Below are 22,722 nucleotides of genomic sequence, written 5' to 3'. Positions count from 1 at the left end.
TCGAAAAAGTAGGATTATGACAGTTGTAATAGCAAGTGTAGTAGTATTTTTAGTATTGATCCTGTTATTGGTTTCCATTTTGCTTGGAGCCAAAGCTAAACTGGCGCCATCAGGACCGGTGACAATTAATATTAACGGAGAAAAAGATATGGAGGTAGGTTCGGGAGGAACTCTCCTTTCTACCTTAGGTGATAATAAATTATTTTTACCATCAGCCTGTGGAGGTGGTGGAACCTGTGTGCAGTGTAAGTGTATTGTTTCTGAAGGGGGAGGAGCTATTCTTCCTACTGAAGAACCGCATTTTACACGTAAAGAGATTGCACAGGGTTGGCGCCTTGGATGCCAGGTAAAGGTAAAAGAGGATATGAAAATCCAGATTCCGGAAGAAGTATTTGGAATCAAGAAATGGGAGGCAACGGTAGTTAGAAACTACAATGTGGCCTCTTTTATCAAGGAATTCGTTGTTGAAATTCCTGAGGATATGGATTATAAGGCCGGTGGCTACATCCAAATCGAAATCCCTAAATGTGAAGTGAAATTCAGCGATATGGATATCACCGCTCACCCAGATGAACATCCGGGTGAACCACAAAAATTCCAGGAGGAATGGGATAAATTTAAACTTTGGCCTTTAGTAATGAAAAATACAGAGACCGTAGAGAGAGCTTATTCCATGGCATCTTATCCTGCGGAAGGTCGAGAGATTATGTTGAATGTTCGTGTGGCGACCCCACCTTGGGATAGGGCTAAAGACGGCTGGATGGCTGTGAATCCAGGTATTGCTTCATCATATATTTTCTCCAGGAAAAAAGGAGATAAGGTAACCATCTCAGGGCCTTATGGTGAATTCTTTATCAATCCAAGTGAAGCGGAAATGCTTTATGTTGGAGGTGGTGCCGGAATGGCCCCGATGCGTTCTCATCTTTACCATCTTTTCCGTACCCTTAAAACCGGTAGAAAAGTAACGTACTGGTATGGTGGACGTTCAAAGCGAGAATTGTTCTATAGCGAACATTTCAGGGCTTTGGAAAGGGATTTCCCGAACTTTAGATTCTTCCTGGCACTTTCTGAGCCAATGGAAGAAGATAACTGGAAAGTGAAAAAAGATCTCGATGATGAAGGAGATGGATTCGTAGGATTCATCCACCAGGTAGTGATCGATAATTATTTGAGCAAACACGAAGAGCCTGAGGAAATCGAATTATATTTCTGTGGACCTCCACTTATGAACAAGGCAGTTCAGAAAATGGGAGAAGACTTTGGTATACCTGATGAGAATATCAGATTCGATGACTTTGGAGGTTAATCGTCCAATAAATTAAGCTTAAAAGATCGTCTAAGGGCGGTCTTTTTTTATTTTTGTACTATGGCGAAATTAAATGATCAGGAATTGCATAATCTTGCGATGAATATTGTGGGAAAGGACCTTGAGGAGAAGGGCTATGAATTTTTGGGGGTCAATAGTGAAATTCAGAAAGACCCTCAATTTGTTGCGCTAAAAGATAAGAAGCTGCATTTTGTGATTGTTCGTGCCATAGAATATCCTCACAATCCCCGGGAATTTGAAATTCAGTTTTTACAAACTATAAAACAACATGCCCAAAAATTTAATGCCCGGACCTTCTACGCTGGCGTAGGTCTTGCTAATTCTTTGGATTATGAAAGACCCGTGATTCACGGAGAAGCATATGTAGTAAATTATGATGGCTGGCAGGAAATTTAGCACAATGAAAAAGCATTTTATTTTATTTTTATTAATGAGTTTTTCTCTGGCATGTCAGCCTGAAAATCCAGTGAAAAGTATTTCCGGGAACGCCCTGGGAACTACCTACACGATCAAATATTTTTCTGATGAGGATTTAAAGCTTGACGCTGCCCTTGATTCCATATTCAAGCTCATGAATGCCTCCATGAGCACCTATCAAAACAATTCTGCTATTTCCAGGATTAACAGAGGAGATACATCCGTTGTGGTAGATGAACATTTTGTAGAAGTCTTTAGGAGCTCTCAAAAGATCTATAAGGAAAGTGAAGGTTATTTTGATCCTACTGTCGGAAATCTTGTCAATGCATATGGTTTCGGTCCTGAAAAACAGCTTAGACAACCCAATGAAGAAGTTCTCGATTCCCTCCATCAGCTAGTGGGCTTTGATAAACTTCAACTTCTCAATAACAGTCGGGTCATTAAAAGCGATCCGGGGATTTTTATCGATTTTAATGCCATTGCTAAGGGATACACCATTGACGTTATTTCTGAATATTTTGATAAAAACAATGTAAAGAATTATCTTATTGAATTAGGAGGTGAGCTCGTGGCCAAAGGAAGAAATAAGCAGAAGGATTCCGATTGGATAGTGGCTATTGATGATCCAGAACAGACTGAAGGAAAGAGAACCTTTCAGACGATACTGGCCTTAAAGGACAGGGCAATGGCAACCTCGGGTAACTACCGAAAGTTTATTGAAGATTCCGCAGGTAATACTTTTGTTCACACTATTAATCCAATTACGGGAAAAGCTGAGAAGAATGACCTTTTAAGTGCATCGGTATTGGCCGAAAATTGCACCTTAGCCGATGGTTATGCCTCCGCATTTATGGCCATGGGTTTTAATAAAGCTGTAGCCTTGCTGGAGAAACTTGAAAATGTTGATGCTTATTTTATCTATGTAACAGCCAAGGGAGAACCTGAAGTTTATGCTTCAGAAGGATTTAAAAAAACGCTGATCGAATAATTATTTGTGGCAAACCGGAATTATTTCCCCTGGAGCCAAACGGTAAGTATTTATTTCTTCTGAAGATAGGTATCGGGTATAGTCAATTTCTTCAACCCTGAATCCGATACTTCGTAGTTTATCAAAATAATCCCTTCCGTACACCCTTACATGATCGTACTGACCAAAGATTCTTTCCCGGGTTTTTTTATCGGTTATAGAGTTATCTTCATAGGTTTGTTCCCGTTCTAAGTCCTGGGGGATTTGAAGAATAGCTGTGCCACCAGGTTTTAAAATTCGATAGATTTCCTGCAGGGCCTTGGTATCGTCTGGAATGTGTTCCAATACGTGATTGCAAAGGATAAAATCAAACTGGTTATCTGGAAAGGGCAAATCACAGATATCGGCTTTGACATCAGCTAGAGGAGAGTTCAGATCAGTAGTCGTGTAATCTAGGTTTTTTAATTTCCTGAACCGTTTATAAAAGGCCTGTTCAGGGGCGAAATGAAGTACTTTTAAATTTTTAGTAAAAAATCCGGTTTTATCCTTTAGATAGAGCCAAAGTAATCGGTGTCTTTCCAGGGATAGGGTGGAGGGAGAGAGTACATTTTCCCGTTGCTTCACATAGCCATAGGGGAGGAATTTTCTGAAACTGCTGCCGTCTATTGGATCCGTGTATTTATTCCCCTTTAAAGCTAATCTTAAAAAGGGTCTGGCGAGGTAACTAAAACGAATTAAAAGCGGCCGTGGAAATGCATTGAGAATAAATTTTAAGACTTTCTTCATTTAATTGCCAATCTCCTTGATGTCCATAGATCAAACTTCGATATCGCCCCAATTTTCGCCTGACTTAATCCGGTATAATTGCATTTCGGAAACCCCGAATTGCTTAGCCAGCACCCTAATTCGTGTTTTCCGATTAGGATCCAGTAACTTCTTTTTAAGAATAACCGCCTGGGCATAGGTGAGTTTTGAATAAGAAACTACCTTTCGTAATTTTCTTTTATGCTTGTTTTCCTTAACCTTAGGGCTGTTATATTGATGTTTTACCCATTCTTCCTGGGTCATCCAGGCAAGATTGGAGGCCCGGTTATCGTCTTTCTGAAAGTTTTTATGAACGACATATTTATCGCCCTCTTTTTTCTTTAAAAATAATTCAGCTACCATGCGGTGAATATAATAGCTCTTGGATTTCCCGGATTTCAGTTTCACCGAAAAATTGAGGTAGCCACCGATTTTTCCTCCTTTGACCAATTCTCCTTCTGGATTTCTTAGAAAACTGATCATACGCCCGAAATTGGAAATTTTGTAGACAAATCGCTCCTGCCATTCTTTTTTATGTAAAATCTCCCACCGTTCCTGTCTAAAATTTTTAATCATATACCTGTGCTCTAAATTCTACTTCTTCATCACTCTCTATTCCTAAAGCTTCATAAATATATTTAAAAGTAGATAACAATTCTGGTTTTCCGTTTACCAGGGCTACATCATGTTCAAAATGGGCACTGGGTTTATTGTCGGCTGTTAGAATCGTCCATCCATCGGGTAATTGTTTGATTCTTCTGGTTCCCAGATTGATCATAGGTTCTATAGCTACCACCATTCCCTCAACGAATTTTTTACCTCTACCACGTTTTCCGTAATTTGGCATTTCGGGATCTTCGTGCATCTTTCTGCCAAGGCCATGTCCTACAAGTTCCCTGACCACTCCATAGCCACGACTCTCGGTGTACTGCTGGATGGCGTAACCAACATCGCCTACGCGGTTACCTGCCTTAAATTCTCTTATTCCCACATATAAAGACTTTTTGGTTACTTTAAGGAGTTCTTTAATTTCCGGTAGAACCTCACCTATTTCAAAGGTGTAAGCATGATCACCATAAAATTCATTTTTAAGGGCTCCGCAATCTATTGAGATAATATCCCCTTCCTGCAAAGGAGTGTCATTGGGTATTCCATGAACTACCTGGGCGTTGGGACTCATACATAGAGAATTTGGAAAATCATACATGCCTAAAAACCCTGGTTCTGCACCGTGATCCCTGATGAACTCTTCTGCAAGTTTATCCAAATAAAGGGTAGTCACGCCTGGTTTTATTTCAGAGGCCAGCATACCAAGGGTTTTGGATACTATAAGGGCACTTTCCCTTAACAATTCAATTTCTTCTCTTGTTTTAGGTATAATCATTCTTATTTTTTAAAAGCAGTTAAAAAACCATAGCGCTTTTTCTCTGGTTTCCTGTTTGCGCCTGTTAGTTTCTGATAAATTTCTCCCCAACCTAACATTCCTCCAATATTTCTGTCATCAATAAAAATATCGGCCAGGATCTTTCTGCTAATTCCTTCATCGAAATCTTCTTCGGGATAACTTTTATTTACTGCGTAAAACTCGATTCCCCGTATTCGGCAGAATTCTATTGCCTCTTCTAATCGCTCCCCATACCTGTAGGTCCATAGGATGAGTAAATGGCCTTCTTCTTGTAGCTTTTGCAAGGATTCAAATGCAAAGAGCAAAGGTTTACCGATCTCAGGATATTTGTTCTCTACAATAGTACCATCAAAATCTACCGCTATTGTAAGGGATCTGGGCATAACACAAAATTAGAAAGTTTTGACTTAATTATTATTTATACTCTTCAAAAATCCGCATAGGGATTTTGGTAATCTTTATTACTTACAATAGCGGCCAGGTCCTCTTCGAAAGTCTCTAAGGCAAATTCCACAAAGCGATTTACCTCTTGGCCATCTTTACGAAAGATGATGGTGGGAACCAGGGAAACATCATAATCTTTTTCAATATGATCAGGTGTCTCTTTGTATGGATCAACAGCTATTGTCGTTAAATTAGCGTAATCATAGCCAGCTTGGTCCAGGATCTTATAAAGTTTAGGCACTTCCAATTGACTATCAGCACACCAGGTACCCATAAATAGAACAATCTCATAATCGGAGATATGTTCTTTTATTACCTTCATATGTTCCTCTTCCGGTTGATATTTGCTGTATCCCTGGTTAAACCAATATGAAAAGGGGCTTTGCTCCAGTTCTTGTCGCTGAAACTGACCAAGAAGGAATTCTTCCTGAACATCCTTTTTTGATATAATGGTTTCTCCCTTACTACCACTTAGAAAAACGCTTAGGATTATTAATACAATCTTATTCATTATCATTTTAAATTAAAGGGTCCTCTGTCATTACATCAGGTTGATCTATTCCCATGAGTTTTAAAATAGTGGGTGCGATATTACCGAGTTTGCCACTTTTGATTTCCCTGACATCGTTATCCATTAAAATTAGGGGTACCGGGTTAGTAGTATGAGCAGTATTGGGACTTCCGTCTGGATTGATCATAGTTTCGCTGTTTCCGTGATCTGCAATAATGAGGACCGAATAATCATTTTCACGTGCAGCCTCGGCGACATCCTTGGCACAGCTGTCTACCGTTTCACATGCTTTTACGGCAGCTTCAAAGACTCCTGTATGGCCGACCATATCGGGGTTAGCAAAATTCAAACAGATAAAATCTGCTGAGTGATCCTTGATTTCCGGAATGATCTTGTCTCTTAATTCAAAGGCGCTCATCTCCGGTTGCAAATCATAGGTGGCCACTTTTGGAGAATTGCACATAATTCTTTTCTCTCCCTTGAAGGGTTTCTCTCTTCCGCCGGAAAAGAAAAAAGTTACATGAGGATATTTCTCAGTCTCAGCGATTCTGATTTGTTTTTTTCCGGTATATTCCAGGACTTCTCCTAGGGTCGATTTGATATTGTCCTTTTTAAAGACCACATTGATCCCCTGGAAACTATCGTCATATTTGGTAATTGTCACATAATATAACAGTAATTTTTTCATATTGTATTCAGGGAAATCCTCCTGCGTTAATGCTTGTGTGAGCTGTCTTCCCCGGTCAGTTCTGAAATTAAAGAAGATAACAACCTCTTTCTCTTTTAATTGCGCTACGGGTTTACCCGTATCATCAGTAAGGACAATCGGCTCGATGAATTCATCGCTTACATTATTATTGTAGCTGCGATCTATAGCTTCGGTAGCGTTAGTTGTTTTATGGCCTTCACCTTTTGTAATAAGGTCATAAGCTTTTTTTACTCGTTCCCAACGCCTATCTCGGTCCATGGCATAATATCTCCCGATTATAGACGCGAGTTTTCCGTTTGTTTTTTTAAGGTGTTCTTCGATTTCTTTTATGAAGCCTTTCCCCGAATGAGGGTCTACATCGCGGCCATCGGTAAAGGCATGGACGTATTTTTCTTTAACTCCAAAATCTTCAGCTGCACTGAGAAGGCCCTTTAAGTGATTGATGTGAGAGTGAACTCCACCATCACTTACCAGCCCCATAAAATGGATAGGTTTATTATTTTTAATGGCATAGGAAAAGGCCTCCTCAAGCACTGGCTCATCTTTTAAAGTGTTTTTCTCAACAGCCATGTTGATCTTAACCAGGTCCTGGTATACAATTCTTCCTGCACCCAGGTTCATATGTCCTACCTCACTGTTTCCCATTTGACCTTCAGGCAAACCTACATTCATCCCGTCAGTGCGCAGTTCTGCATGTGGATAATCTTTTATAGCCGAATCCATAAATGGAGTATTAGCCTGTGCGATGGCAGAGACTTTAGGATCCTGGGTAATCCCCCAGCCGTCCAGGATCATCAGTAAAACTTTCTTGTTCATATCACATTTGAATTTTGGCTATAAAGATAAAAACAAATTTCAGCCTTTACTAAGCATCTCCGACGAATGTTTTATAATCCCTACAAACCATTACTTTCGAACTTCGGCAGGGGGGGCTGTTGCTTAGGACCTGCCGGTTATTTTCAGCATCTTCATGGAGGACCCAATTCCTTTTGGCCTAGTACCAAATATGAAAAAATCCTGTTTGGTTCAAATGCAGAAATGTTTAACCTTCCACATTCTAAAATGATCCTTAAAATTTTACTTAATTGGCCTGAAGTATATTCGATAAAACGATTTAAATTTTAACACAAATTCTGGGTATGGTTCATACGATATCTATTTATTTTACGTTGTATTGATTAATCAGATGGATGCCCAATTAGCTGAAAACTAATTAAATATCGCTTTGAAATGTTAAAATTCTCTGGTAGGAGCCACTTTGAAGTAATTAATTCGATAAAAGCATAACTTGGCATGTCCTTTGGAATAAATTAACAAACAACTAAAAAATTAAAAATTGCCTATGATTCACAAGATCTTAACTATTACTGGAATCCTTATTTTTTCTTTCGCTTTTACAACTTCCTCAGATCTTCCTAAAACAACAAACGTTAGTATTGAAGTACCTGCTGCATCTGCTTTGGCTTCAGAAGAAACCAAAACTTTTTCTGAAACCGTTGCAACAGCATACAGCGAATTCTCAGAAAAAAATACTAGCATGCCTGCCTTAAATGTTTTTGAAAGAGCCATGGCAGGTTATTCCAAATTAGAGCAAAGCGGTAAAGTTAGAAATCAACTTCTGACAGTTATTGATTTTGGTCTTTCCTCTACTGATAAAAGATTGTGGATACTTGATATGACTACAAAAAATGTACTTTTCCACACCTACGTTTCTCACGGAAAAAATACGGGGGGAGAGTATGCTACAAAATTTTCTAATACGGTTAATTCCTTGCAGAGTTCTCTTGGGTTTTATATCACTGGAAAAACTTATTATGGTAAAAATGGACTCTCCTTATATTTGGATGGGCAAGAAAAAGGTTTCAATCACAACGCTAGAAAACGATATGTTGTGGTTCATGGTGCCGATTATGCCGAGCCTTCTTTTATAGATCGGATCGGACGTTTAGGTAGAAGTTATGGATGCCCGGCAGTTCCAAATTCCATTGCCAAAGACCTTATTGAGCGCATAAAGGGGAAGTCTGTAATTTTTATCCATAGAGAAGATAGAAATTACCTTGAAAAATCCCAGTTACTTAACTCTTAAGAAGCTTGATAATTTCATTATCCTGGCGGTAAATATCTTCTGCGAACCTGGTTTTGTCACCTTCACGCCATGCCGTCCAGTAAAAATGATGCACTCTTACATCTTTACTAACCATAATAGTCGTGGTTCTTCCTGAATCCAAAATATCCTGAATTTTATCTGGAGTATATTTTTCCTGGTCGTTTAACAAATACTCGGCCAGGTCTAATACTCCTTCAACTCTGACACAACCTGAGCTCTGGGCCCTGGAATTTTTTTCAAAAAGTTTTTTCGAGGGAGTATCGTGAAGGTAAATGGAATACCTGTTAGGATAGATTATTTTGACCTTGCCTAAAGGATTGGCCGGGCCAGCTTCCTGTCGGTAGGTGTAATTTGCTACTTCCTGGTTATTCCAGTTTATTTCGGAGGGATTTAATTTCCTACCCCTTCCATCAAAAACGGACATATTCCTGCTGGTAAGATAACTGCTGTTCTTTTTTGCTGCCGGGATTACATCATTTTTCTTTATAGTTGGAGGAATGGTCCAGGTAGGATTATAGACAATATGTTCTATTTTATCCGAAAAAACAGGAGTTTTACGGGCTTCTGTTCCTACCATTACGCGGTTACTGCTAATGGTGTCATTTCCTTTTACCAGATGTAACCTGTAATCAGGGATGTTTACAATGATGTAATGATTACCCAGATCCTGAGGATACCATCTCCAGCGCTCCATGTTCGCCAGGATTTGATTGTAACGTTCCTGGTAGGTAGTGTTAAGCTGGGAGATAGTTCCTTTGCCTATTACGGCATCGGTTTCTATTCCGTGACCTTTTTGGAAGTTCCTTATGGCTTCCTGTAATTCCTTGTTATATTGATGGGTTGAATTTGGTGGGATACTGTCGATAAAATTCAATTCCTTAAGTCGCAATGCAATCATCGCCATCCTTGAACTGGTGTCCCCAGGCTTAATACTTTCTCCTATTTGGACCTGCGTGGGATTTTTCTCCTTATCCATTAATGTGTGATAATCTTTAAGAGATCTTTGAAGTCCTTTGTAAACAATATGCTTGGGGGCCAGGTCTTCTAAAGTGGCAGCGATTTTACGGTCCGAAATGGCCTTTTCCAAAAGTGGTAGTAATTCGGTATTATTACTATCAATATCCCATATGGAGTAGAGTTTTTTTGGATCTAATTTACCGGAATGCAAATGACGGCCGTAGGTAAAAAAAGTATCGGTGAGTACAAGTTCAATTAGATCTTTCTCCTCCTGGTCGAGGTTAGCAAGATTGGATAAAGCCATCTCAAGGTACTCACCGTGGTAATCTTTAAACCGGAGCCCGTGATTTGGGGCGTTTTCAATACTTCTGTAAAGCTCTTCCCGTAATTCACGATCACTCCATACCGGCTGATATCCACGCTGGGAATAAAAACTATCTACCAGTCTTATGTTTTTGAGCTGAATCTCCGAATTTGCAGTTTCTTTTTGCCAATCTTGAATTCTTTGTTCCACATTGGTGGCGGAAGAAAGCTTTTTAACCTCTTCGATATCCGGAGTGTTTTTGGTTTCTATTCCGGGTTCTTTGGTTTTATTCTTACAGGATACTGCAAGGATTACTAATAATGAGAAGTAGAGGGATAATCTAATTATTTTCATGTAGGTTATTTTGGAGCGGCAATACAGGAATTCCGGGGTAGGTAGTCCTGTTTATTCTGCTTTAACATCCTGGTAGGATTCATTTCGTTCAAATTGCACTTCAGCATAGGGGCAAAGTGGGTCTACTTTAAATCCTTGTTCCCGAGCATATTCCACGGCTCTTTTTAGGAGTCTTCCTGCTATACCCTGTCCTTCCAGCTCCGGCTTCACCTCAGTATGGTCTATGGTGAGAATGTCGTTATCCTGATGAGTATAAGTCAGTTCAGCGTATACACCATTATTGTTTTCTAGATAAAACATCCCCCGGGTCTGGGTTTCTTTATGTTTGATATTCATATTATTTTTTTAAAATATCATCTACGATCCCGTATTCTAAAGATTCCTCTGCATTCATCCAGTAATCACGGTTGAAATCCTTCATAACTTTTTCTATGGGTTGTCCACAATTTTCGGAGAGAATGCGTGCACTGAGTTCTTTTATTTTAAGAATTTCAGCGGCCTGAATTTCAATATTAGAAGCCTGACCTCGGGCGCCGCCCATGGGTTGATGTATCATTACCTTACCGTGAGGTTGAATCAGTCTCCTGCCTTTAGTACCTCCAGATAACAGGATGGAACCCATAGAAGCAGCAAGACCTGAACAGATGGTAGAAACCGGGCTTCTAAGACTTTGCATCGTATCGTAGATCGCAAATCCATCGGTTACAAATCCTCCGGGACTGTTTATAAATAGTTGAATCTCCTTGTCGTTTTCCATATCCAGGTATAAAAGACGATCAATCACATGCTTAGCGGTTTTATCGTTGACATCTCCCCAAAGAAATATTTTGCGTTTTTCTAAAAATTTTGCATCTATGAGGTCCTGAATTTTTCCGGGTTTATCTTTCATAATATTGAGTTGTAATTTTTATTTACCAAGCTAAAAATAAGGTTATTTTGATAGAAAAACTTCTTTTTCCCGGGGCATTTAACAAGACTTTATAAAGGTGCACCTATTTTATATTCAAGCCTAAAGTAAGTACCGTGCTGGCCGATTTGAATACTGGTATGGAAGCTAAGGAATTTCCGGGCTGGGGTATAAAAAAGAAAAACCTCCACAAATAATGCAGAGGTCACATGGAGCGGGAGACCGGGTTCGAACCGGCGACATTCAGCTTGGAAGGCTGACGCTCTACCAACTGAGCTACTCCCGCAATTCTCATGCAAATATAATCTTAATGGTAAGCAATTTCCAAATAATTTCTGAATTTTAGAGCAATAATTCTTTTGAGAGCAATAGAAATTCAAGTCAGGATTTTTATATAAGCTTGATCTCCTTAAGTTTCCATTATTCCTTTCAATTGTTGTTTAAAAGAAATCTCTTGGCTGGAAATAAAAAAACCGGGGCACTTCATTTCATACCCCGGTTTCGGTAATTTTAATATTTCTATAGATTAAGCGTTCATTGAAATCAGGAATTCTTCATTGTTCCTGGTCTGTTTGAAACGTTCTTCTATGAATTCCATAGCTTCAATAGGGTTCATGTCAGCCAAATATTTGCGTAGTACCCACATGCGCTGGATAGTATTTTCATCTAGTAACAGGTCGTCCCGACGTGTACTGGAAGAAGTAAGGTCAATAGCAGGGAAGATTCTCCTGTTAGCGATCTTTCTGTCTAACTGAAGCTCCATATTACCCGTACCCTTGAATTCTTCAAAGATGACTTCGTCCATTTTTGAACCTGTGTCGGTTAATGCAGTAGCAATAATTGATAGAGAGCCTCCATTTTCTATGTTACGGGCAGCACCAAAGAAACGCTTTGGTTTGTGAAGAGCGTTAGCATCAACACCACCACTAAGTACCTTGCCACTAGCAGGCTGTACGGTATTGTAAGCGCGGGCAAGACGTGTAATAGAATCAAGAAGGATTACCACATCGTGACCACATTCCACCAAACGTTTGGCCTTTTCCAATACGATATTTGCTACCCGAACGTGTTCATGAGCTTCCTTGTCGAATGTTGAAGCAACGACCTCTCCGCGAACATTGCGTTGCATATCGGTAACCTCTTCTGGGCGTTCGTCTATGAGTAGCACTATTTGGTATACTTCCGGATGATTCGCTGCAATAGCATTGGCGATATCCTTAAGTAACATTGTTTTACCTGTTTTGGGCTGGGAAACGATCATACCACGCTGTCCTTTTCCAATAGGAGAGAAGAGATCCATAATCCTTGTGGAAATGGAGCTTTGCTTTTCTGCAATATTGAATTTTTCTTTTGGGAAAAGGGGGGTCAGGTGTTCAAAAGAAACTCTGTCTCTAACCACCTGGGGATCTAAACCGTTGATCTTATTGATCTTTATTAAAGGAAAATATTTTTCCCCTTCTTTCGGTGGACGGATCTGACCTAAAACCGTATCTCCAGTTTTAAGACCGAATAATCTTATCTGAGATTGAGATACATAAATATCATCTGGAGAGGTTAAATAGTTGTAATCAGAAGATCGCAGAAAACCATAGTTATCCTGCATAATATCCAGTACTCCTTCGCTTTCAATTATAGCATCGAACTCATAATCGGGTTCGCGGTACCGGTTGCGACTATCACGGTTTCCACCATCACGGGAATTATCACGATTATTATTATCGCGGTTTCCGTTGTCGCGGCCTGAATTTTTTCCTCGGCTATCTTGTTTATCTCTTTGATTTCCGCGGTTATCATCCCTGGAATCTTTAGATTCTCTTGAGGAACGATTGTCAGGTCTTTTATTTTCTCTGGACTGCGGTTTTTCTTTCTCTGGCTGGTTCTTAGCTTTTGATTTATCTTCTTTCTGGGAAGCTTCTTTTTGATTGCGTCTTGGAGGTTTCTTGTCGCTGCCTATTTTTCCTGTTTTTTTCTTCTGTGGTTTTTCTGAAACTTCGGAGCTTTTAGGGCGCTCCTCAGCTAGAACTTCCTTAGCGATTGTAGGGTTGGCAGCCTGGTGATCCAATATCTGGTATACCAGATCTGATTTTTTAAGGCTTCTAAACTTAGGAACGTTTAAAGACTTTGCGATTTCCTGAAGTTCAGGAAGCTTTTTAGCTTTTAATTCTGAAATTTCAAACATGAATAAATAAGAATAAAATTTTGTGTTTGGATTGATTAAACTTCTCGTGGAAGAATCGAAAAAAATTTGGAGACTTAAGTAACCTGTTTAGAACTGGTTACGAATTGTTTCTGCAATGATACGACTTTATTTTAATATTTAAAGTGGAATTTTCTAAAGAATCTGTTATTTTTGTGGCGAATTGTAACCCAGATATGCTACAAAGAATTCAGACTGTTTACTTATTACTGGCTGCTATCGTTAGTGGTGGATTGATTTTTTTATTTCCGCTTTGGGAAAATTCAGAGGGTACTCCCGTATTTGCCAACAATGAACTTATGATTTTTATAATGTTTATTTCATCGGCATTGCTTTCTTTGGTGAGTATCTTTATGTTCAAAAACAGAAAGCTTCAATTTGTATTGGGGCGTTTAAATATACTGTTAAACTTTTTTTTACTAGGAGTGTTTGTTTATTGGTCGCTAAGCTTATCCGGAGAGGTGATAATCTCAAAGAAGGATATTGGGATGTTTCTTCCAATCATTTCTATCGTTTTTCTTGTTTTGGCCAATAAGGCCATTAAAAAGGACGAAGATCTCGTAAAATCTGTGGACCGATTACGATAAGCCTATCATCTTAGTAGTATTAGTGCGTGAAAACCCGGAGCTTAAGCTTCGGGTTTTTTTGTCAGTGTAGGTCCTGTCATTCCAATTCAATGACTTCCAGATCTGAAATATTTTCACCATCTATCTTGAATCGAAGCATCGTTCTTTTTTTATGAAATCCCTGTTTTCCAGCTGCACCCGGATTCATATGCAGTAGATTTAATTCCTTATCATTGATGACTTTGAGAATATGAGAATGACCACATATAAACAATTTAGGAGGATTTCTCTTTATTTCTTCCCTAATTGACGGAGAATACCTTCCTGGATAACCTCCTATATGGGTAATCCAAACATCAATTTTTTCAGACATGAATCTTTGGTGTAGCGGAAATTCTCTTCGGATCTCGGCCCCGTCAATATTTCCATAAACCGCTTTTAAGGGTTTAAGCTTTTGTAAAGCATCGGTTACGCCAAGATTTCCAATATCCCCGGCATGCCAAATCTCGTCGGCCTGGGCGGCATAATGTAGAATTCTTTCGTCGATATAGGTGTGTGTGTCACTTAAAAGGAGGATCTTTTTCAAAATTATTTCTTCTGGTTTAAACTTATTTCAATCTAACCTTGGTGAGGATTTCAGCTTTTGATAATTGCCTTATCTTTGCTGTTCGAAAATATAGAAAATTAATCGTATTGCCTTGAGGTATTTTTTAGAACTGGCATATTTTGGAGAGAAATATCATGGCTGGCAAAATCAACCAGATGCGACCTCCATACAGGAGGTGGTTGAGACTGCTCTCGGTAAATTATTCCAGAGGACAACAGAAATAACTGGTGCTGGCAGGACCGACGCAGGGGTACATGCCAAGCAAATCTTTGCCCATTTTGATACTCTAGAGCGAATAGATGCCAGGCAGCTACAGTTTAAGCTTAACTCTATGTTGCCTTCTGATATTGCTGTTAATGATATCTTTGAGGTAAAGGCTATAGCCCACGCTCGATTTGATGCGTTAAGCAGGAGCTATGAATACCTTATTATCAATAAAAAGAATCCATTTTTGATGGATCGAACATACCTGATCAAGAAGCATCTTGATGTAGATAAAATGAATGAAGCTGCAAACATCTTGAAAACTTATACTAACTTTAAGTGTTTTTCAAAGTCGAGAACCGATGTAAAAACCTATAATTGCAAAATTGAGCAGGCCCGCTGGGAATGGGAAGGGGATATTTTGAAATTCAGTATCACAGCCGATAGGTTTCTAAGAAACATGGTTCGGGCCATTGTGGGAAGTTTACTTGAAGTCGGATTAGGAAAAACCTCAGTGAATAATTTGCACGAAATAATACAAAGTGAAGACAGAAGTAAGGCTGGAACTTCGGTGCCGGCCAGGGCTCTATACCTTACAAGGGTCACTTATCCAAAAATAGCAATAGAATAAATGGCGTCTAAATCCGGAAATGCATTTGATTTTAATTTGTTTAAGCGCCTGCTTAAATATACCAAGCCTTATAAGATAACCTTTTATTTTGTAGGAGTTGCGGCAATATTGCTATCCTTTTTTGCCGTTCTCAGGCCCTATCTTCTGAGAGTTACTATAGACGATGCAATAATGCCGGCTGAGTATGAAAGCCTGGTTTTCTTTGTTTCTCTAATGGGCGGGATACTTCTTTTGGAAGTGATCTTTCAATTTCTCTTTATTTACTTTGCGAACTGGCTGGGACAGGAAGTTGTTCGTGACCTGAGGGTTAATTTATTCCAACATATGCTTCGGTTTAAAATGGCCTACTATGATAAATCTGCCGTAGGACGACTGGTGACCCGGGCCGTAAGCGATATAGAAACCATTGCTAGTATCTTTAGTCAGGGGCTTTTTATGATTATTAGCGACATTCTTAAAATGCTGGTGGTTGTAGCCTTTATGTTTTACCAGAGTTGGCAGTTAACCTTACTGGTCCTAACTGTTTTGCCTCTAATTATGTATGCCACCCGGGTCTTTCAACGTAAGATGAAGGTGGCCTTTGAAGAAGTGCGGACTGAGGTTGCCAATCTCAATACCTTTGTCCAGGAACGCATTACCGGAATGAAGATCGTACAGCTTTTCACACGAGAAAAGGCCGAATATGAAAATTTTAAGCAGATTAATGATAAGCACCGTAATGCCTGGGTAAAAACAGTATGGTACAACTCCATATTTTTCCCAATCGCCGAGATGGCTACATCCATAACCATTGGACTTATTGTCTGGTTTGGAGGGCTTCGAGCAGTAGAAGGCGATGTGATTACCCTGGGAATTATTGTGGCTTTCATCGAACTCTCACAGATGCTGTTCAGGCCACTTCGGCAAATTGCGGATAAATTTAATACTCTGCAAATGGGAATGGTTGCCGCTAATCGGGTTTTCGGGATTTTGGATACCGAATCTTCGATTAAGGATGAGGGGAAAATAGAGGTGACTAATCTAAAGGGTGAGATCGAATTTAAAGATGTTCGATTCAGCTATGTTGATGATGAGGAAGTTTTAAAAGGCATCTCTTTTAAAGCAGAACCCGGAGAAACCATTGCCATTGTAGGTGCAACCGGCGCTGGAAAATCCACCATAATTAACCTTTTGAACAGGTTTTATGAAATAGACAGTGGTAAGATCCTGGTGGACGGAACAGATATCAGAGACATAAACCTTAAATCCCTGCGTTCTCAAATTGCCGTTGTCCTCCAGAATGTGTTCCTGTTTGCCGATACCATTTTGCATAATATTAATTTGAACGATCCGGATATTTCTCAGGAGGAGGTGATCGCCGCTGCAAAACAAATCGGAATCCACGATTTCATCAATACGCTTCCAGGAGGTTATCAATACAACGTAAAGGAAAGAGGAGTTATGCTTTCTTCTGGTCAGCGACAATTGATATCTTTTCTCCGCGCATATATGAGCAATCCAAGTATCTTAGTTCTGGATGAGGCCACTTCTTCCGTGGATACCTACAGTGAACTGCTTATTCAGAAAGCTACGGATAAAATTACCCAGGGCCGTACCTCTATTGTGATTGCACATAGATTGGCAACCATTAAAAAGGCTGATAAGATTATCGTAATGGATGATGGAAAAATTATGGAAATAGGGACACATTCGGAATTGCTTAAGAAAGAAAAAGGCTATTACCGAAATTTATATGAGGTGCAGTTTATGGCGGAAGAGCATTTGGGTTAACTAAGATCCTCTTTAATTTTGTCTATGAGCTCCTTGGTGTTTTCGAACATCACAAATTCTCCGTCTTTGATATATGAAAGTTGTCCGGTTTCTTCACTGACTACCAGGGCAAGAGCATCTGTCTTTTCGGTAATGCCAACTGCAGCCCTGTGTCTAAGACCGAAACGCAAGGGAATAGCTCTATCATTAGATACTGGTAAAATGACCCGGGTCGCCGTTATCCTGTTGTCTTCAATGATCATAGCGCCATCATGCAAGGGAGAATTTTTGTAAAAAATAGATTCAATTATAGGTTGGTTGAGTTCAATATTCATGTCATCACCTGAATTCTTAACAAAATCAAGGTTTGTACTTTTCTGAATTACCATTAACGCCCCTGTATAAGTTCTTCCCATGCTTTCGCAGGCATTCACAATAGCTTTTACATCGGTTGTGGTTTCGAGATCATCTTTGATAAAGCGTAAATTTTTAAAAAATTTTCCTCGCTGTGTAAAATTTGTAGAGCCTATCATTAAGAGGAATTTCCGGATTTCCTGTTGGAAGACAACAATCAGTGCAAACATACCAAGGCCAATAAACTCTCCTAAAACACTACTCAAGAGTTCCATCTGCAACAATTGAGTGACCATTCCAAAAAGGAGAACGATTACAATGCCAATAAAAATGTTTACCGCTACAGTTCCCTTGATTAACTTGTAAAGATAGTACAGTAGGAGCGCGACTAGAACGATATCTACAATATCAAGAATGCGCAGATTTAGAATATCCAAATTAAAGGGCTTTTGTGTAAAAATAGAAAATTACCGAGTATTAGCATACCTGGGAGTATAATTTTACGCATTCTACTGCTTCTCTTACATCATGAACACGTAAAATGGAGGCGCCCCGAGAAAGTGCCAGGCTGTTAAGAACAGTCGTACCGTTGAGGGCTTCTTCCGGGCTTATTTCCAGGCTTTTGTAGATCATAGACTTCCGGGAAATACCAACCAGGAAGGGGAGGTCAAGGTTTTTCAGGAGTTCCAGGTGTTTAAAGAGTTCAAAATTTTGCGTGGTGGTCTTAGCAAAACCAAATCCAGGGTCGGTAATGATATCGGAAATACCATGCTGACGGGCTAATTTAATTTTTTCTGAGAAGTAAAAAATAATATCTCGCGTGAGGTCTTTATAATGGGTTAGGCCCTGCATGGTCTTTGGTGTACCCCGCATATGCATCATAATATAAGGCACTTTGTGCTTTGCCACAACTGGCATCATTTCCTCATCTAGACTTCCGGCTGAAATATCGTTGATAAGAGCTGCTCCTGCCTGAATGCTTTTATCGGCAACTTCTGCCCTGAAGGTGTCAACAGAAATAGTGATCTCTGGAAAGTTTTTAATCAAAAGTTCAATAGCCGGGATTACCCGGTTAATTTCTTCCGCTGTGGAAACCTCCTCGGCATTAGGCCGACTGCTGTAACCTCCGATATCTATGAAAGTGGCACCCTCGGCCAACATCTTTTCTGATTTTTTCAAAAGTTCCGATTCCTTTTTAACTCTGCTTTCGGTATAGAAGGAATTAGGAGTAAGGTTGAGAATTCCCATAACCTTTGGCGGAGAAAGGTCTATGAGGTTTCCTTTACAATTTATAGTCATTTATTGATTATTGAAAATTATTTCCAAGCTCTTGCCGGGGTTTTATCGTTATATAATTCAAAATAGGATAGTCACTAAAACCGGTTCCAGGGTAGCAGGAATTATTAAGTTTTGACATTCTGAAATATTTGCCCGAAATTTACGCAAATTAGAACTTCTAAATGCAGCATACCTTAAAACAATACGACGCGGTGATAGATGCCTGCCGCGCGTTGTTTGTCAATAAAATGGAGGATTACGGCAGTGCCTGGCGTATCCTGAGGCTCCCCTCACTTACCGACCAGATTTTTATCAAAGCACAGCGTATTCGGCAACTCCAGGAGTCCAGTATGAAGAAAGTAGATGAAGATGAAAAATCTGAATTTATCGGAATTATAAATTATTCCGTGATGGCATTGATCCAGCTGGAAAAAGGAGTGACTAATCAACCTGATCTTGATGCAGAGAATGCTGTTGCGCTTTATGATGAGAAAATCGCCGATACTAGGCAGTTAATGCAGGATAAGAATCATGATTACGGAGAGGCCTGGCGGGATATGCGAATTAGCTCCCTTACCGATCTGATTATCCAAAAGCTATTACGGGTAAAACAAATTGAGAATAATAAAGGGAAAACCAAAGTTAGCGAGGGAATTGATGCTAATTATCAGGATATTATCAATTATTCAGTTTTTGCACTTATCTTGATCGGGGAAGACCAGGAGAAACATAGCAATTAAAAGCAAACCGATATGAAATTACTTGTTGGAATCGCCAGGGTGCTGGTTGGGTTTTTATTTATTTTTTCAGGTTTTATTAAACTCAATGATCCCGTTGGCTTTTCCTTTAAGCTTCAGGAATATTTTGGTGAGAATGTATTAAATCTGGAATTTCTTATTCCTTTTGCGCTTGTAATAGCAATCATATTGGTTGTTTTTGAACTTGTTCTAGGCGTTATGCTACTTATAGGTTATCTGCCTAAATTCACGATGTGGAGCCTATTATTAATGATCCTTTTCTTCACCTTTCTGACCTTTTACTCTGCATATTTCAACAAGGTTACTGATTGCGGTTGTTTTGGGGATGCGATCCCGCTCACACCCTGGCAATCATTCTTTAAGGATGTAATCCTGCTGTTGCTTATTATTTTTCTTTTTGTAAAAATTAAATATCTTACTCCTGTGCTGGCACCGGTCTCGCACAGATGGGTCATCTTCCTGTTCTTTATGTTGAGTTTTATGTTTGCCTATTATGTGCTTATGCATTTACCTGTTTTTGATTTCAGGGCTTATAAAGTAGGTAATAATATCCAGGAGCAGATGGAAGTACCTGAAGATGCTCCGAAGGCCGTTTTTGAGTATAAATGGAAATTCCTTCAGAATGGAGAAGAGGTGGTGATCACCAATAGGGGGGAATATCCCCAGGTTGAGGGAGAATTCATTGATGTGGAAACTCAACAGCTCAGTGAAGGTTATAAACCACCAGTTACGGATTTTCAGATTGAAGATGATGGCAATGATATTACCGATGAGGTGCTTTCAGAAGATAAAGTTCTGCTTATTGTCGCTTACGATCTTCAAAAGACCGAAATCGATGGTTACAAAGCCGTGAAGGATCTAAGTGAAGAAGCTCTAAAGAAAGGGTATCGGGTAATTGGCCTTACTGCTTCTGGAGAAAGCGCCCGTAGCAGTTTGATTGAAAAATATGACCTCAATTTTGAATTTTACCAAACAGATGAAACTGCGCTCAAGGCAATTGTGCGTTCCAACCCTGGAATTCTAACTCTGGAACAGGGTACCATCACTCAAAAGAAGCATTGGTATGATGCTGGAGATATAAAATTATAAATCATTTCCTGTTATTTTTAAGGAATCTGTAAAAACTTCTCTTTAAGACAGGAGCGTTACCCTTATGTGCTGTCTATTGGATATATTTGTGATATGTGGAAATTTTTGTTTCCAGAGAAAATAAACGTGTATTATCCCAAGTAGAAAAACTAAAAATTATGAGAAAGAATATAGTTGCAGGAAACTGGAAAATGAATAATGATCTGGCAGAAACCGAAGAGCTTTTGGGTCACTTGAAAATGCAAATGGTAAAAGAACCTGAGGCAGAAGTGATGGTAGCCCCTGCATTCACCAATTTATATACGGCTTTCAGGGTATTGAAGGATACCCCGGTGATTGTCGCTGCTCAGAATATGCATCAGGCTGAGAGCGGAGCTTTTACTGGCGAGGTTTCAGCGAAAATGCTAAAGAGTATCGGTATTAATACTGTGATTTTAGGGCATAGTGAACGAAGGGCACATTTCCACGAAACAAATGCGATTCTTGCAGAAAAAGTAAATACTGCTATGGAACAAGATATGCGGGTGATCTTTTGTTTTGGTGAAGAACTGGATGATCGGAAAAGCGATAAACATTTTGATCTTGTTGCCAAGCAACTAAAGGAAAGCCTTTATCAAATTTCCGAAGATAACTGGAAAAATATTGTATTGGCCTATGAACCTGTTTGGGCTATTGGAACAGGAGAAACGGCAAGCCCTGAGCAAGCTCAGGAGATGCATGCCTTTATAAGAAAGAATATTGCAGAGGCTTATAATGATAAAATTGCTGAAAATGTTTCTATTCTCTATGGCGGAAGTGTCAAACCAGCTAATGCAGCTGAGATTTTTGCCAAGAAAGATGTTGATGGTGGACTTATTGGAGGAGCCAGTCTCAAGGCAGTTGACTTTCTAGAGATTGTAAATTCATTCTAAAATGGTTGGGAATTATTTCGAATTCAGGTTTAAAATAGAACCGCTTCAGCCCGGGGCTGAGATTCTTATTGCTGAATTGGGCTACCTAGGATTCGAAAGTTTTGTGGAAGAAGACGATGGCGTTACCGCTTATATCCCGGTAGAAGAATACGAAGAAGACCTGCTTGCCCAGGTGCACATCCTTCAATCTGATGAGGTAGAAATATCGTATTCAAGAAATGAGATCGAAAAAGTGAATTGGAACCAGGAATGGGAGAAGAATTTTACTCCCATAGTTGTCGACGATCGCTGTAGTATTCGGGCAACATTTCATCCTTCTACAGAAACCGAATATGAGATCGTGATAGATCCAAAGATGTCTTTTGGAACTGGACACCATGCCACCACGCATTTAATGATTCAGCATATATTGAAGAATGATTTCATCGATAAAAATGTGCTGGATATGGGTTGTGGTACCGGGGTTCTTGCCATACTGGCTAGTATGAAGGGAGCTCATATTGTCGATGCAATTGACATTGATAACTGGTGCTACCAGAATAGTTTGGAAAATGTGGAACGTAATAACTGCGATAACGTAAGTGTGGAAGAGGGTGGTGCCGAATTATTGGAGGGCCGAAAATACCATATTATTATGGCCAATATCAACAGGAATATCCTCTTACGCGATCTACCGGTCTATGTGGCATCCTTGGAAAACAAAGGAGAATTATATTTAAGCGGATTTTATGAAGAAGATGTTTCGGCCATTAGAAAATCCTGCGAGGAGCTAGGTTTAAATTATATTGAGCATCTCGAAAAAAATAACTGGGTTGCCGTAAAGTTTTCTAAATGAGTTTTTTATTATTTTTGAGAACCTAAAAATGTTTGATGATGAGTACCAAGGAGGAAGTTTTAGAAAAGGTTGTTAGAAAAACTGAAAAAAAGAAGCAAAACGAGATCGTCTTATATAACGATGATTATAATACTTTTGATCACGTTATAGAAACGCTCATTTATGCCTGTGATCATACTCCTGAGCAAGCTGAACAATGTTCCCTGCTTGTACATTATAAAGGAAAATGTACTGTGAAAACGGGAGCTTATGAAGATCTTAAGCCGCGTTGCTCTAAGTTACTGGATGCGGGCCTTAGTGCGGAGATAATTTAGTTTAAAAAAACTTCAG

25 protein-coding genes and 1 tRNA gene are annotated in these 22,722 nt (G+C 39.5%); 12 read left to right on the top strand and 14 right to left on the bottom strand.

Annotation, left to right across the window (positions count from 1 at the left end):
• Window positions 1–16: 16 nt before the first annotated feature.
• The 3 genes from nqrF to ACW6NC_RS05640 are packed head-to-tail and all read left to right on the top strand — an operon-like array spanning window position 17 to window position 2,732.
• Window positions 17–1,306, top strand: coding sequence for an NADH:ubiquinone reductase (Na(+)-transporting) subunit F (gene nqrF, locus ACW6NC_RS05650; RefSeq protein WP_457864261.1), 1,290 nt, complete (start codon window positions 17–19; stop codon window positions 1,304–1,306).
• A gap of 60 nt (window positions 1,307–1,366) precedes the next feature.
• Window positions 1,367–1,723, top strand: coding sequence for a Na(+)-translocating NADH-quinone reductase subunit F (locus tag ACW6NC_RS05645; RefSeq protein WP_457864259.1), 357 nt, complete (start codon window positions 1,367–1,369; stop codon window positions 1,721–1,723).
• Between the two features lie 4 nt (window positions 1,724–1,727).
• On the top strand, window positions 1,728–2,732 hold the full coding sequence (locus tag ACW6NC_RS05640; protein ID WP_457864257.1) for an FAD:protein FMN transferase: 1,005 nt from the start codon (window positions 1,728–1,730) through the stop codon (window positions 2,730–2,732).
• Here the strand turns inward: ACW6NC_RS05640 and ACW6NC_RS05635 are convergent, their stop codons facing one another.
• Genes ACW6NC_RS05635 through gpmI form a run of 6 tightly spaced genes read right to left on the bottom strand, consistent with a single transcriptional unit; the run spans window position 2,733 to window position 7,400 of the window.
• Window positions 2,733–3,497: a class I SAM-dependent methyltransferase gene (locus ACW6NC_RS05635; RefSeq protein WP_457864256.1), complete on the bottom strand. Its 765-nt coding sequence runs from the start codon at window positions 3,495–3,497 to the stop codon at window positions 2,733–2,735. It lies immediately after the preceding gene.
• Window positions 3,498–3,527: 30 nt separating this feature from the next.
• Complete coding sequence (locus ACW6NC_RS05630; protein WP_457864255.1) at window positions 3,528–4,091, bottom strand: HNH endonuclease; 564 nt, start codon at window positions 4,089–4,091, stop codon at window positions 3,528–3,530.
• Entirely contained in the window at window positions 4,084–4,899 is an 816-nt protein-coding gene (map, locus tag ACW6NC_RS05625; RefSeq protein WP_457864253.1) for a type I methionyl aminopeptidase, read from the bottom strand. Before map ends, ACW6NC_RS05630 begins: the two co-directional genes overlap by 8 nt.
• A 2-nt stretch (window positions 4,900–4,901) precedes the next feature.
• Window positions 4,902–5,303 (bottom strand): BT0820 family HAD-type phosphatase, encoded by a 402-nt coding sequence (locus tag ACW6NC_RS05620; protein WP_457864252.1) that lies wholly within the window; start codon window positions 5,301–5,303, stop codon window positions 4,902–4,904.
• Between the two features lie 44 nt (window positions 5,304–5,347).
• Window positions 5,348–5,875: a TlpA family protein disulfide reductase gene (locus ACW6NC_RS05615; protein ID WP_457864250.1), complete on the bottom strand. Its 528-nt coding sequence runs from the start codon at window positions 5,873–5,875 to the stop codon at window positions 5,348–5,350.
• A gap of 7 nt (window positions 5,876–5,882) precedes the next feature.
• A complete protein-coding gene (gene gpmI / locus ACW6NC_RS05610; RefSeq protein WP_457864249.1) occupies window positions 5,883–7,400 on the bottom strand; it encodes a 2,3-bisphosphoglycerate-independent phosphoglycerate mutase in 1,518 nt (505 codons plus the stop codon).
• 526 nt (window positions 7,401–7,926) lie between these two features.
• Here gpmI and ACW6NC_RS05605 point away from each other — a divergent pair.
• The gene (locus ACW6NC_RS05605; RefSeq protein ID WP_457864248.1) at window positions 7,927–8,670 is read left to right on the top strand and encodes a murein L,D-transpeptidase catalytic domain family protein; all 744 of its coding nucleotides are present in this window, start codon (window positions 7,927–7,929) and stop codon (window positions 8,668–8,670) included.
• Here the strand turns inward: ACW6NC_RS05605 and ACW6NC_RS05600 are convergent.
• From ACW6NC_RS05600 to rho, 5 genes are all read right to left on the bottom strand, one after another.
• Window positions 8,660–10,306 (bottom strand): L,D-transpeptidase family protein, encoded by a 1,647-nt coding sequence (locus ACW6NC_RS05600; RefSeq protein WP_457864246.1) that lies wholly within the window; start codon window positions 10,304–10,306, stop codon window positions 8,660–8,662. The genes ACW6NC_RS05605 and ACW6NC_RS05600 overlap by 11 nt on opposite strands.
• Window positions 10,307–10,357: 51 nt before the next feature.
• A complete protein-coding gene (locus tag ACW6NC_RS05595) occupies window positions 10,358–10,642 on the bottom strand; it encodes a GNAT family N-acetyltransferase (protein ID WP_457864245.1) in 285 nt (94 codons plus the stop codon).
• Window position 10,643: 1 nt separating this feature from the next.
• Window positions 10,644–11,195: a ClpP family protease gene (locus ACW6NC_RS05590; RefSeq protein WP_457864243.1), complete on the bottom strand. Its 552-nt coding sequence runs from the start codon at window positions 11,193–11,195 to the stop codon at window positions 10,644–10,646.
• A 228-nt stretch (window positions 11,196–11,423) separates the two neighbouring features.
• A tRNA-Gly gene (locus ACW6NC_RS05585) sits at window positions 11,424–11,499 on the bottom strand.
• A 240-nt stretch (window positions 11,500–11,739) separates the two neighbouring features.
• Window positions 11,740–13,392, bottom strand: coding sequence for a transcription termination factor Rho (gene rho, locus ACW6NC_RS05580; RefSeq protein WP_457864242.1), 1,653 nt, complete (start codon window positions 13,390–13,392; stop codon window positions 11,740–11,742).
• A gap of 194 nt (window positions 13,393–13,586) precedes the next feature.
• On the opposite strand from rho, the gene ACW6NC_RS05575 reads away from it, so the two are divergent.
• Window positions 13,587–13,997, top strand: a complete 411-nt coding sequence (locus ACW6NC_RS05575; RefSeq protein WP_457864240.1) for a DUF4293 domain-containing protein — start codon at window positions 13,587–13,589, stop codon at window positions 13,995–13,997.
• 76 nt (window positions 13,998–14,073) lie between these two features.
• Here ACW6NC_RS05575 and ACW6NC_RS05570 read toward each other — a convergent pair whose 3' ends face one another.
• Complete coding sequence (locus tag ACW6NC_RS05570; RefSeq protein WP_457864238.1) at window positions 14,074–14,562, bottom strand: metallophosphoesterase family protein; 489 nt, start codon at window positions 14,560–14,562, stop codon at window positions 14,074–14,076.
• 112 nt (window positions 14,563–14,674) lie between these two features.
• Between ACW6NC_RS05570 and truA the strand changes: the two genes are divergently transcribed.
• Both truA and ACW6NC_RS05560 read left to right on the top strand, forming a co-directional pair.
• Window positions 14,675–15,418, top strand: a complete 744-nt coding sequence (gene truA / locus ACW6NC_RS05565) for a tRNA pseudouridine(38-40) synthase TruA (RefSeq protein ID WP_457864237.1) — start codon at window positions 14,675–14,677, stop codon at window positions 15,416–15,418.
• Window positions 15,419–17,188 (top strand): ABC transporter ATP-binding protein, encoded by a 1,770-nt coding sequence (locus ACW6NC_RS05560; RefSeq protein ID WP_457864236.1) that lies wholly within the window; start codon window positions 15,419–15,421, stop codon window positions 17,186–17,188. It abuts the gene before it with no gap.
• Here ACW6NC_RS05560 and cdaA read toward each other — a convergent pair.
• A complete protein-coding gene (cdaA, locus tag ACW6NC_RS05555) occupies window positions 17,185–17,958 on the bottom strand; it encodes a diadenylate cyclase CdaA (protein WP_457864234.1) in 774 nt (257 codons plus the stop codon). The genes ACW6NC_RS05560 and cdaA overlap by 4 nt on opposite strands.
• Before the next feature lie 40 nt (window positions 17,959–17,998).
• Window positions 17,999–18,820, bottom strand: a complete 822-nt coding sequence (gene folP, locus ACW6NC_RS05550; protein ID WP_457864232.1) for a dihydropteroate synthase — start codon at window positions 18,818–18,820, stop codon at window positions 17,999–18,001.
• Window positions 18,821–18,981: 161 nt separating this feature from the next.
• Here folP and ACW6NC_RS05545 point away from each other — a divergent pair, with 161 nt between their 5' ends.
• From ACW6NC_RS05545 to ACW6NC_RS05525, 5 genes are all read left to right on the top strand, one after another.
• Window positions 18,982–19,539, top strand: a complete 558-nt coding sequence (locus ACW6NC_RS05545; RefSeq protein WP_457864231.1) for a DUF1599 domain-containing protein — start codon at window positions 18,982–18,984, stop codon at window positions 19,537–19,539.
• Window positions 19,540–19,551: 12 nt separating this feature from the next.
• Window positions 19,552–20,646 carry a BT_3928 family protein gene (locus ACW6NC_RS05540; RefSeq protein WP_457864229.1) on the top strand — a complete coding sequence of 365 codons (1,095 nt, stop codon included), beginning with the start codon at window positions 19,552–19,554 and terminating at the stop codon, window positions 20,644–20,646.
• Window positions 20,647–20,804: 158 nt separating this feature from the next.
• Complete coding sequence (tpiA, locus tag ACW6NC_RS05535; RefSeq protein WP_457864227.1) at window positions 20,805–21,557, top strand: triose-phosphate isomerase; 753 nt, start codon at window positions 20,805–20,807, stop codon at window positions 21,555–21,557.
• 1 nt (window position 21,558) lies between these two features.
• On the top strand, window positions 21,559–22,392 hold the full coding sequence (prmA, locus tag ACW6NC_RS05530; protein WP_457864226.1) for a 50S ribosomal protein L11 methyltransferase: 834 nt from the start codon (window positions 21,559–21,561) through the stop codon (window positions 22,390–22,392).
• A gap of 38 nt (window positions 22,393–22,430) precedes the next feature.
• Window positions 22,431–22,706, top strand: coding sequence for an ATP-dependent Clp protease adaptor ClpS (locus tag ACW6NC_RS05525; protein WP_457864615.1), 276 nt, complete (start codon window positions 22,431–22,433; stop codon window positions 22,704–22,706).
• The last annotated feature ends 16 nt before the right edge of the window (window positions 22,707–22,722 follow it).

It is taken from the genome of Salegentibacter profundi (assembly GCF_054121475.1).
Note: the sequence above shows the minus strand (reverse complement) of the source record. Positions and strands in the feature narration are given on the sequence as shown.

Excerpts from the sequence above, each read along its gene's own strand:
- prmA (WP_457864226.1), top strand. The coding sequence starts at position 21,559 with ATGGTTGGGAATTATTTCGAATTCAGGTTTAAAATAGAACCGCTTCAG.
- ACW6NC_RS05540 (WP_457864229.1), top strand. The coding sequence starts at position 19,552 with ATGAAATTACTTGTTGGAATCGCCAGGGTGCTGGTTGGGTTTTTATTT.
- ACW6NC_RS05620 (WP_457864252.1), bottom strand. The coding sequence starts at position 5,303 with ATGCCCAGATCCCTTACAATAGCGGTAGATTTTGATGGTACTATTGTA.
- ACW6NC_RS05605 (WP_457864248.1), top strand. The coding sequence starts at position 7,927 with ATGATTCACAAGATCTTAACTATTACTGGAATCCTTATTTTTTCTTTC.
- nqrF (WP_457864261.1), top strand. The coding sequence starts at position 17 with ATGACAGTTGTAATAGCAAGTGTAGTAGTATTTTTAGTATTGATCCTG.
- ACW6NC_RS05630 (WP_457864255.1), bottom strand. The coding sequence starts at position 4,091 with ATGATTAAAAATTTTAGACAGGAACGGTGGGAGATTTTACATAAAAAA.
- ACW6NC_RS05635 (WP_457864256.1), bottom strand. The coding sequence starts at position 3,497 with ATGAAGAAAGTCTTAAAATTTATTCTCAATGCATTTCCACGGCCGCTT.
- ACW6NC_RS05595 (WP_457864245.1), bottom strand. The coding sequence starts at position 10,642 with ATGAATATCAAACATAAAGAAACCCAGACCCGGGGGATGTTTTATCTA.
- map (WP_457864253.1), bottom strand. The coding sequence starts at position 4,899 with ATGATTATACCTAAAACAAGAGAAGAAATTGAATTGTTAAGGGAAAGT.
- ACW6NC_RS05525 (WP_457864615.1), top strand. The coding sequence starts at position 22,431 with ATGAGTACCAAGGAGGAAGTTTTAGAAAAGGTTGTTAGAAAAACTGAA.
- ACW6NC_RS05615 (WP_457864250.1), bottom strand. The coding sequence starts at position 5,875 with ATGAATAAGATTGTATTAATAATCCTAAGCGTTTTTCTAAGTGGTAGT.
- ACW6NC_RS05545 (WP_457864231.1), top strand. The coding sequence starts at position 18,982 with ATGCAGCATACCTTAAAACAATACGACGCGGTGATAGATGCCTGCCGC.
- ACW6NC_RS05575 (WP_457864240.1), top strand. The coding sequence starts at position 13,587 with ATGCTACAAAGAATTCAGACTGTTTACTTATTACTGGCTGCTATCGTT.
- ACW6NC_RS05640 (WP_457864257.1), top strand. The coding sequence starts at position 1,728 with ATGAAAAAGCATTTTATTTTATTTTTATTAATGAGTTTTTCTCTGGCA.
- ACW6NC_RS05600 (WP_457864246.1), bottom strand. The coding sequence starts at position 10,306 with ATGAAAATAATTAGATTATCCCTCTACTTCTCATTATTAGTAATCCTT.
- tpiA (WP_457864227.1), top strand. The coding sequence starts at position 20,805 with ATGAGAAAGAATATAGTTGCAGGAAACTGGAAAATGAATAATGATCTG.
- ACW6NC_RS05560 (WP_457864236.1), top strand. The coding sequence starts at position 15,419 with ATGGCGTCTAAATCCGGAAATGCATTTGATTTTAATTTGTTTAAGCGC.
- rho (WP_457864242.1), bottom strand. The coding sequence starts at position 13,392 with ATGTTTGAAATTTCAGAATTAAAAGCTAAAAAGCTTCCTGAACTTCAG.
- gpmI (WP_457864249.1), bottom strand. The coding sequence starts at position 7,400 with ATGAACAAGAAAGTTTTACTGATGATCCTGGACGGCTGGGGGATTACC.
- folP (WP_457864232.1), bottom strand. The coding sequence starts at position 18,820 with ATGACTATAAATTGTAAAGGAAACCTCATAGACCTTTCTCCGCCAAAG.
- ACW6NC_RS05590 (WP_457864243.1), bottom strand. The coding sequence starts at position 11,195 with ATGAAAGATAAACCCGGAAAAATTCAGGACCTCATAGATGCAAAATTT.
- ACW6NC_RS05645 (WP_457864259.1), top strand. The coding sequence starts at position 1,367 with ATGGCGAAATTAAATGATCAGGAATTGCATAATCTTGCGATGAATATT.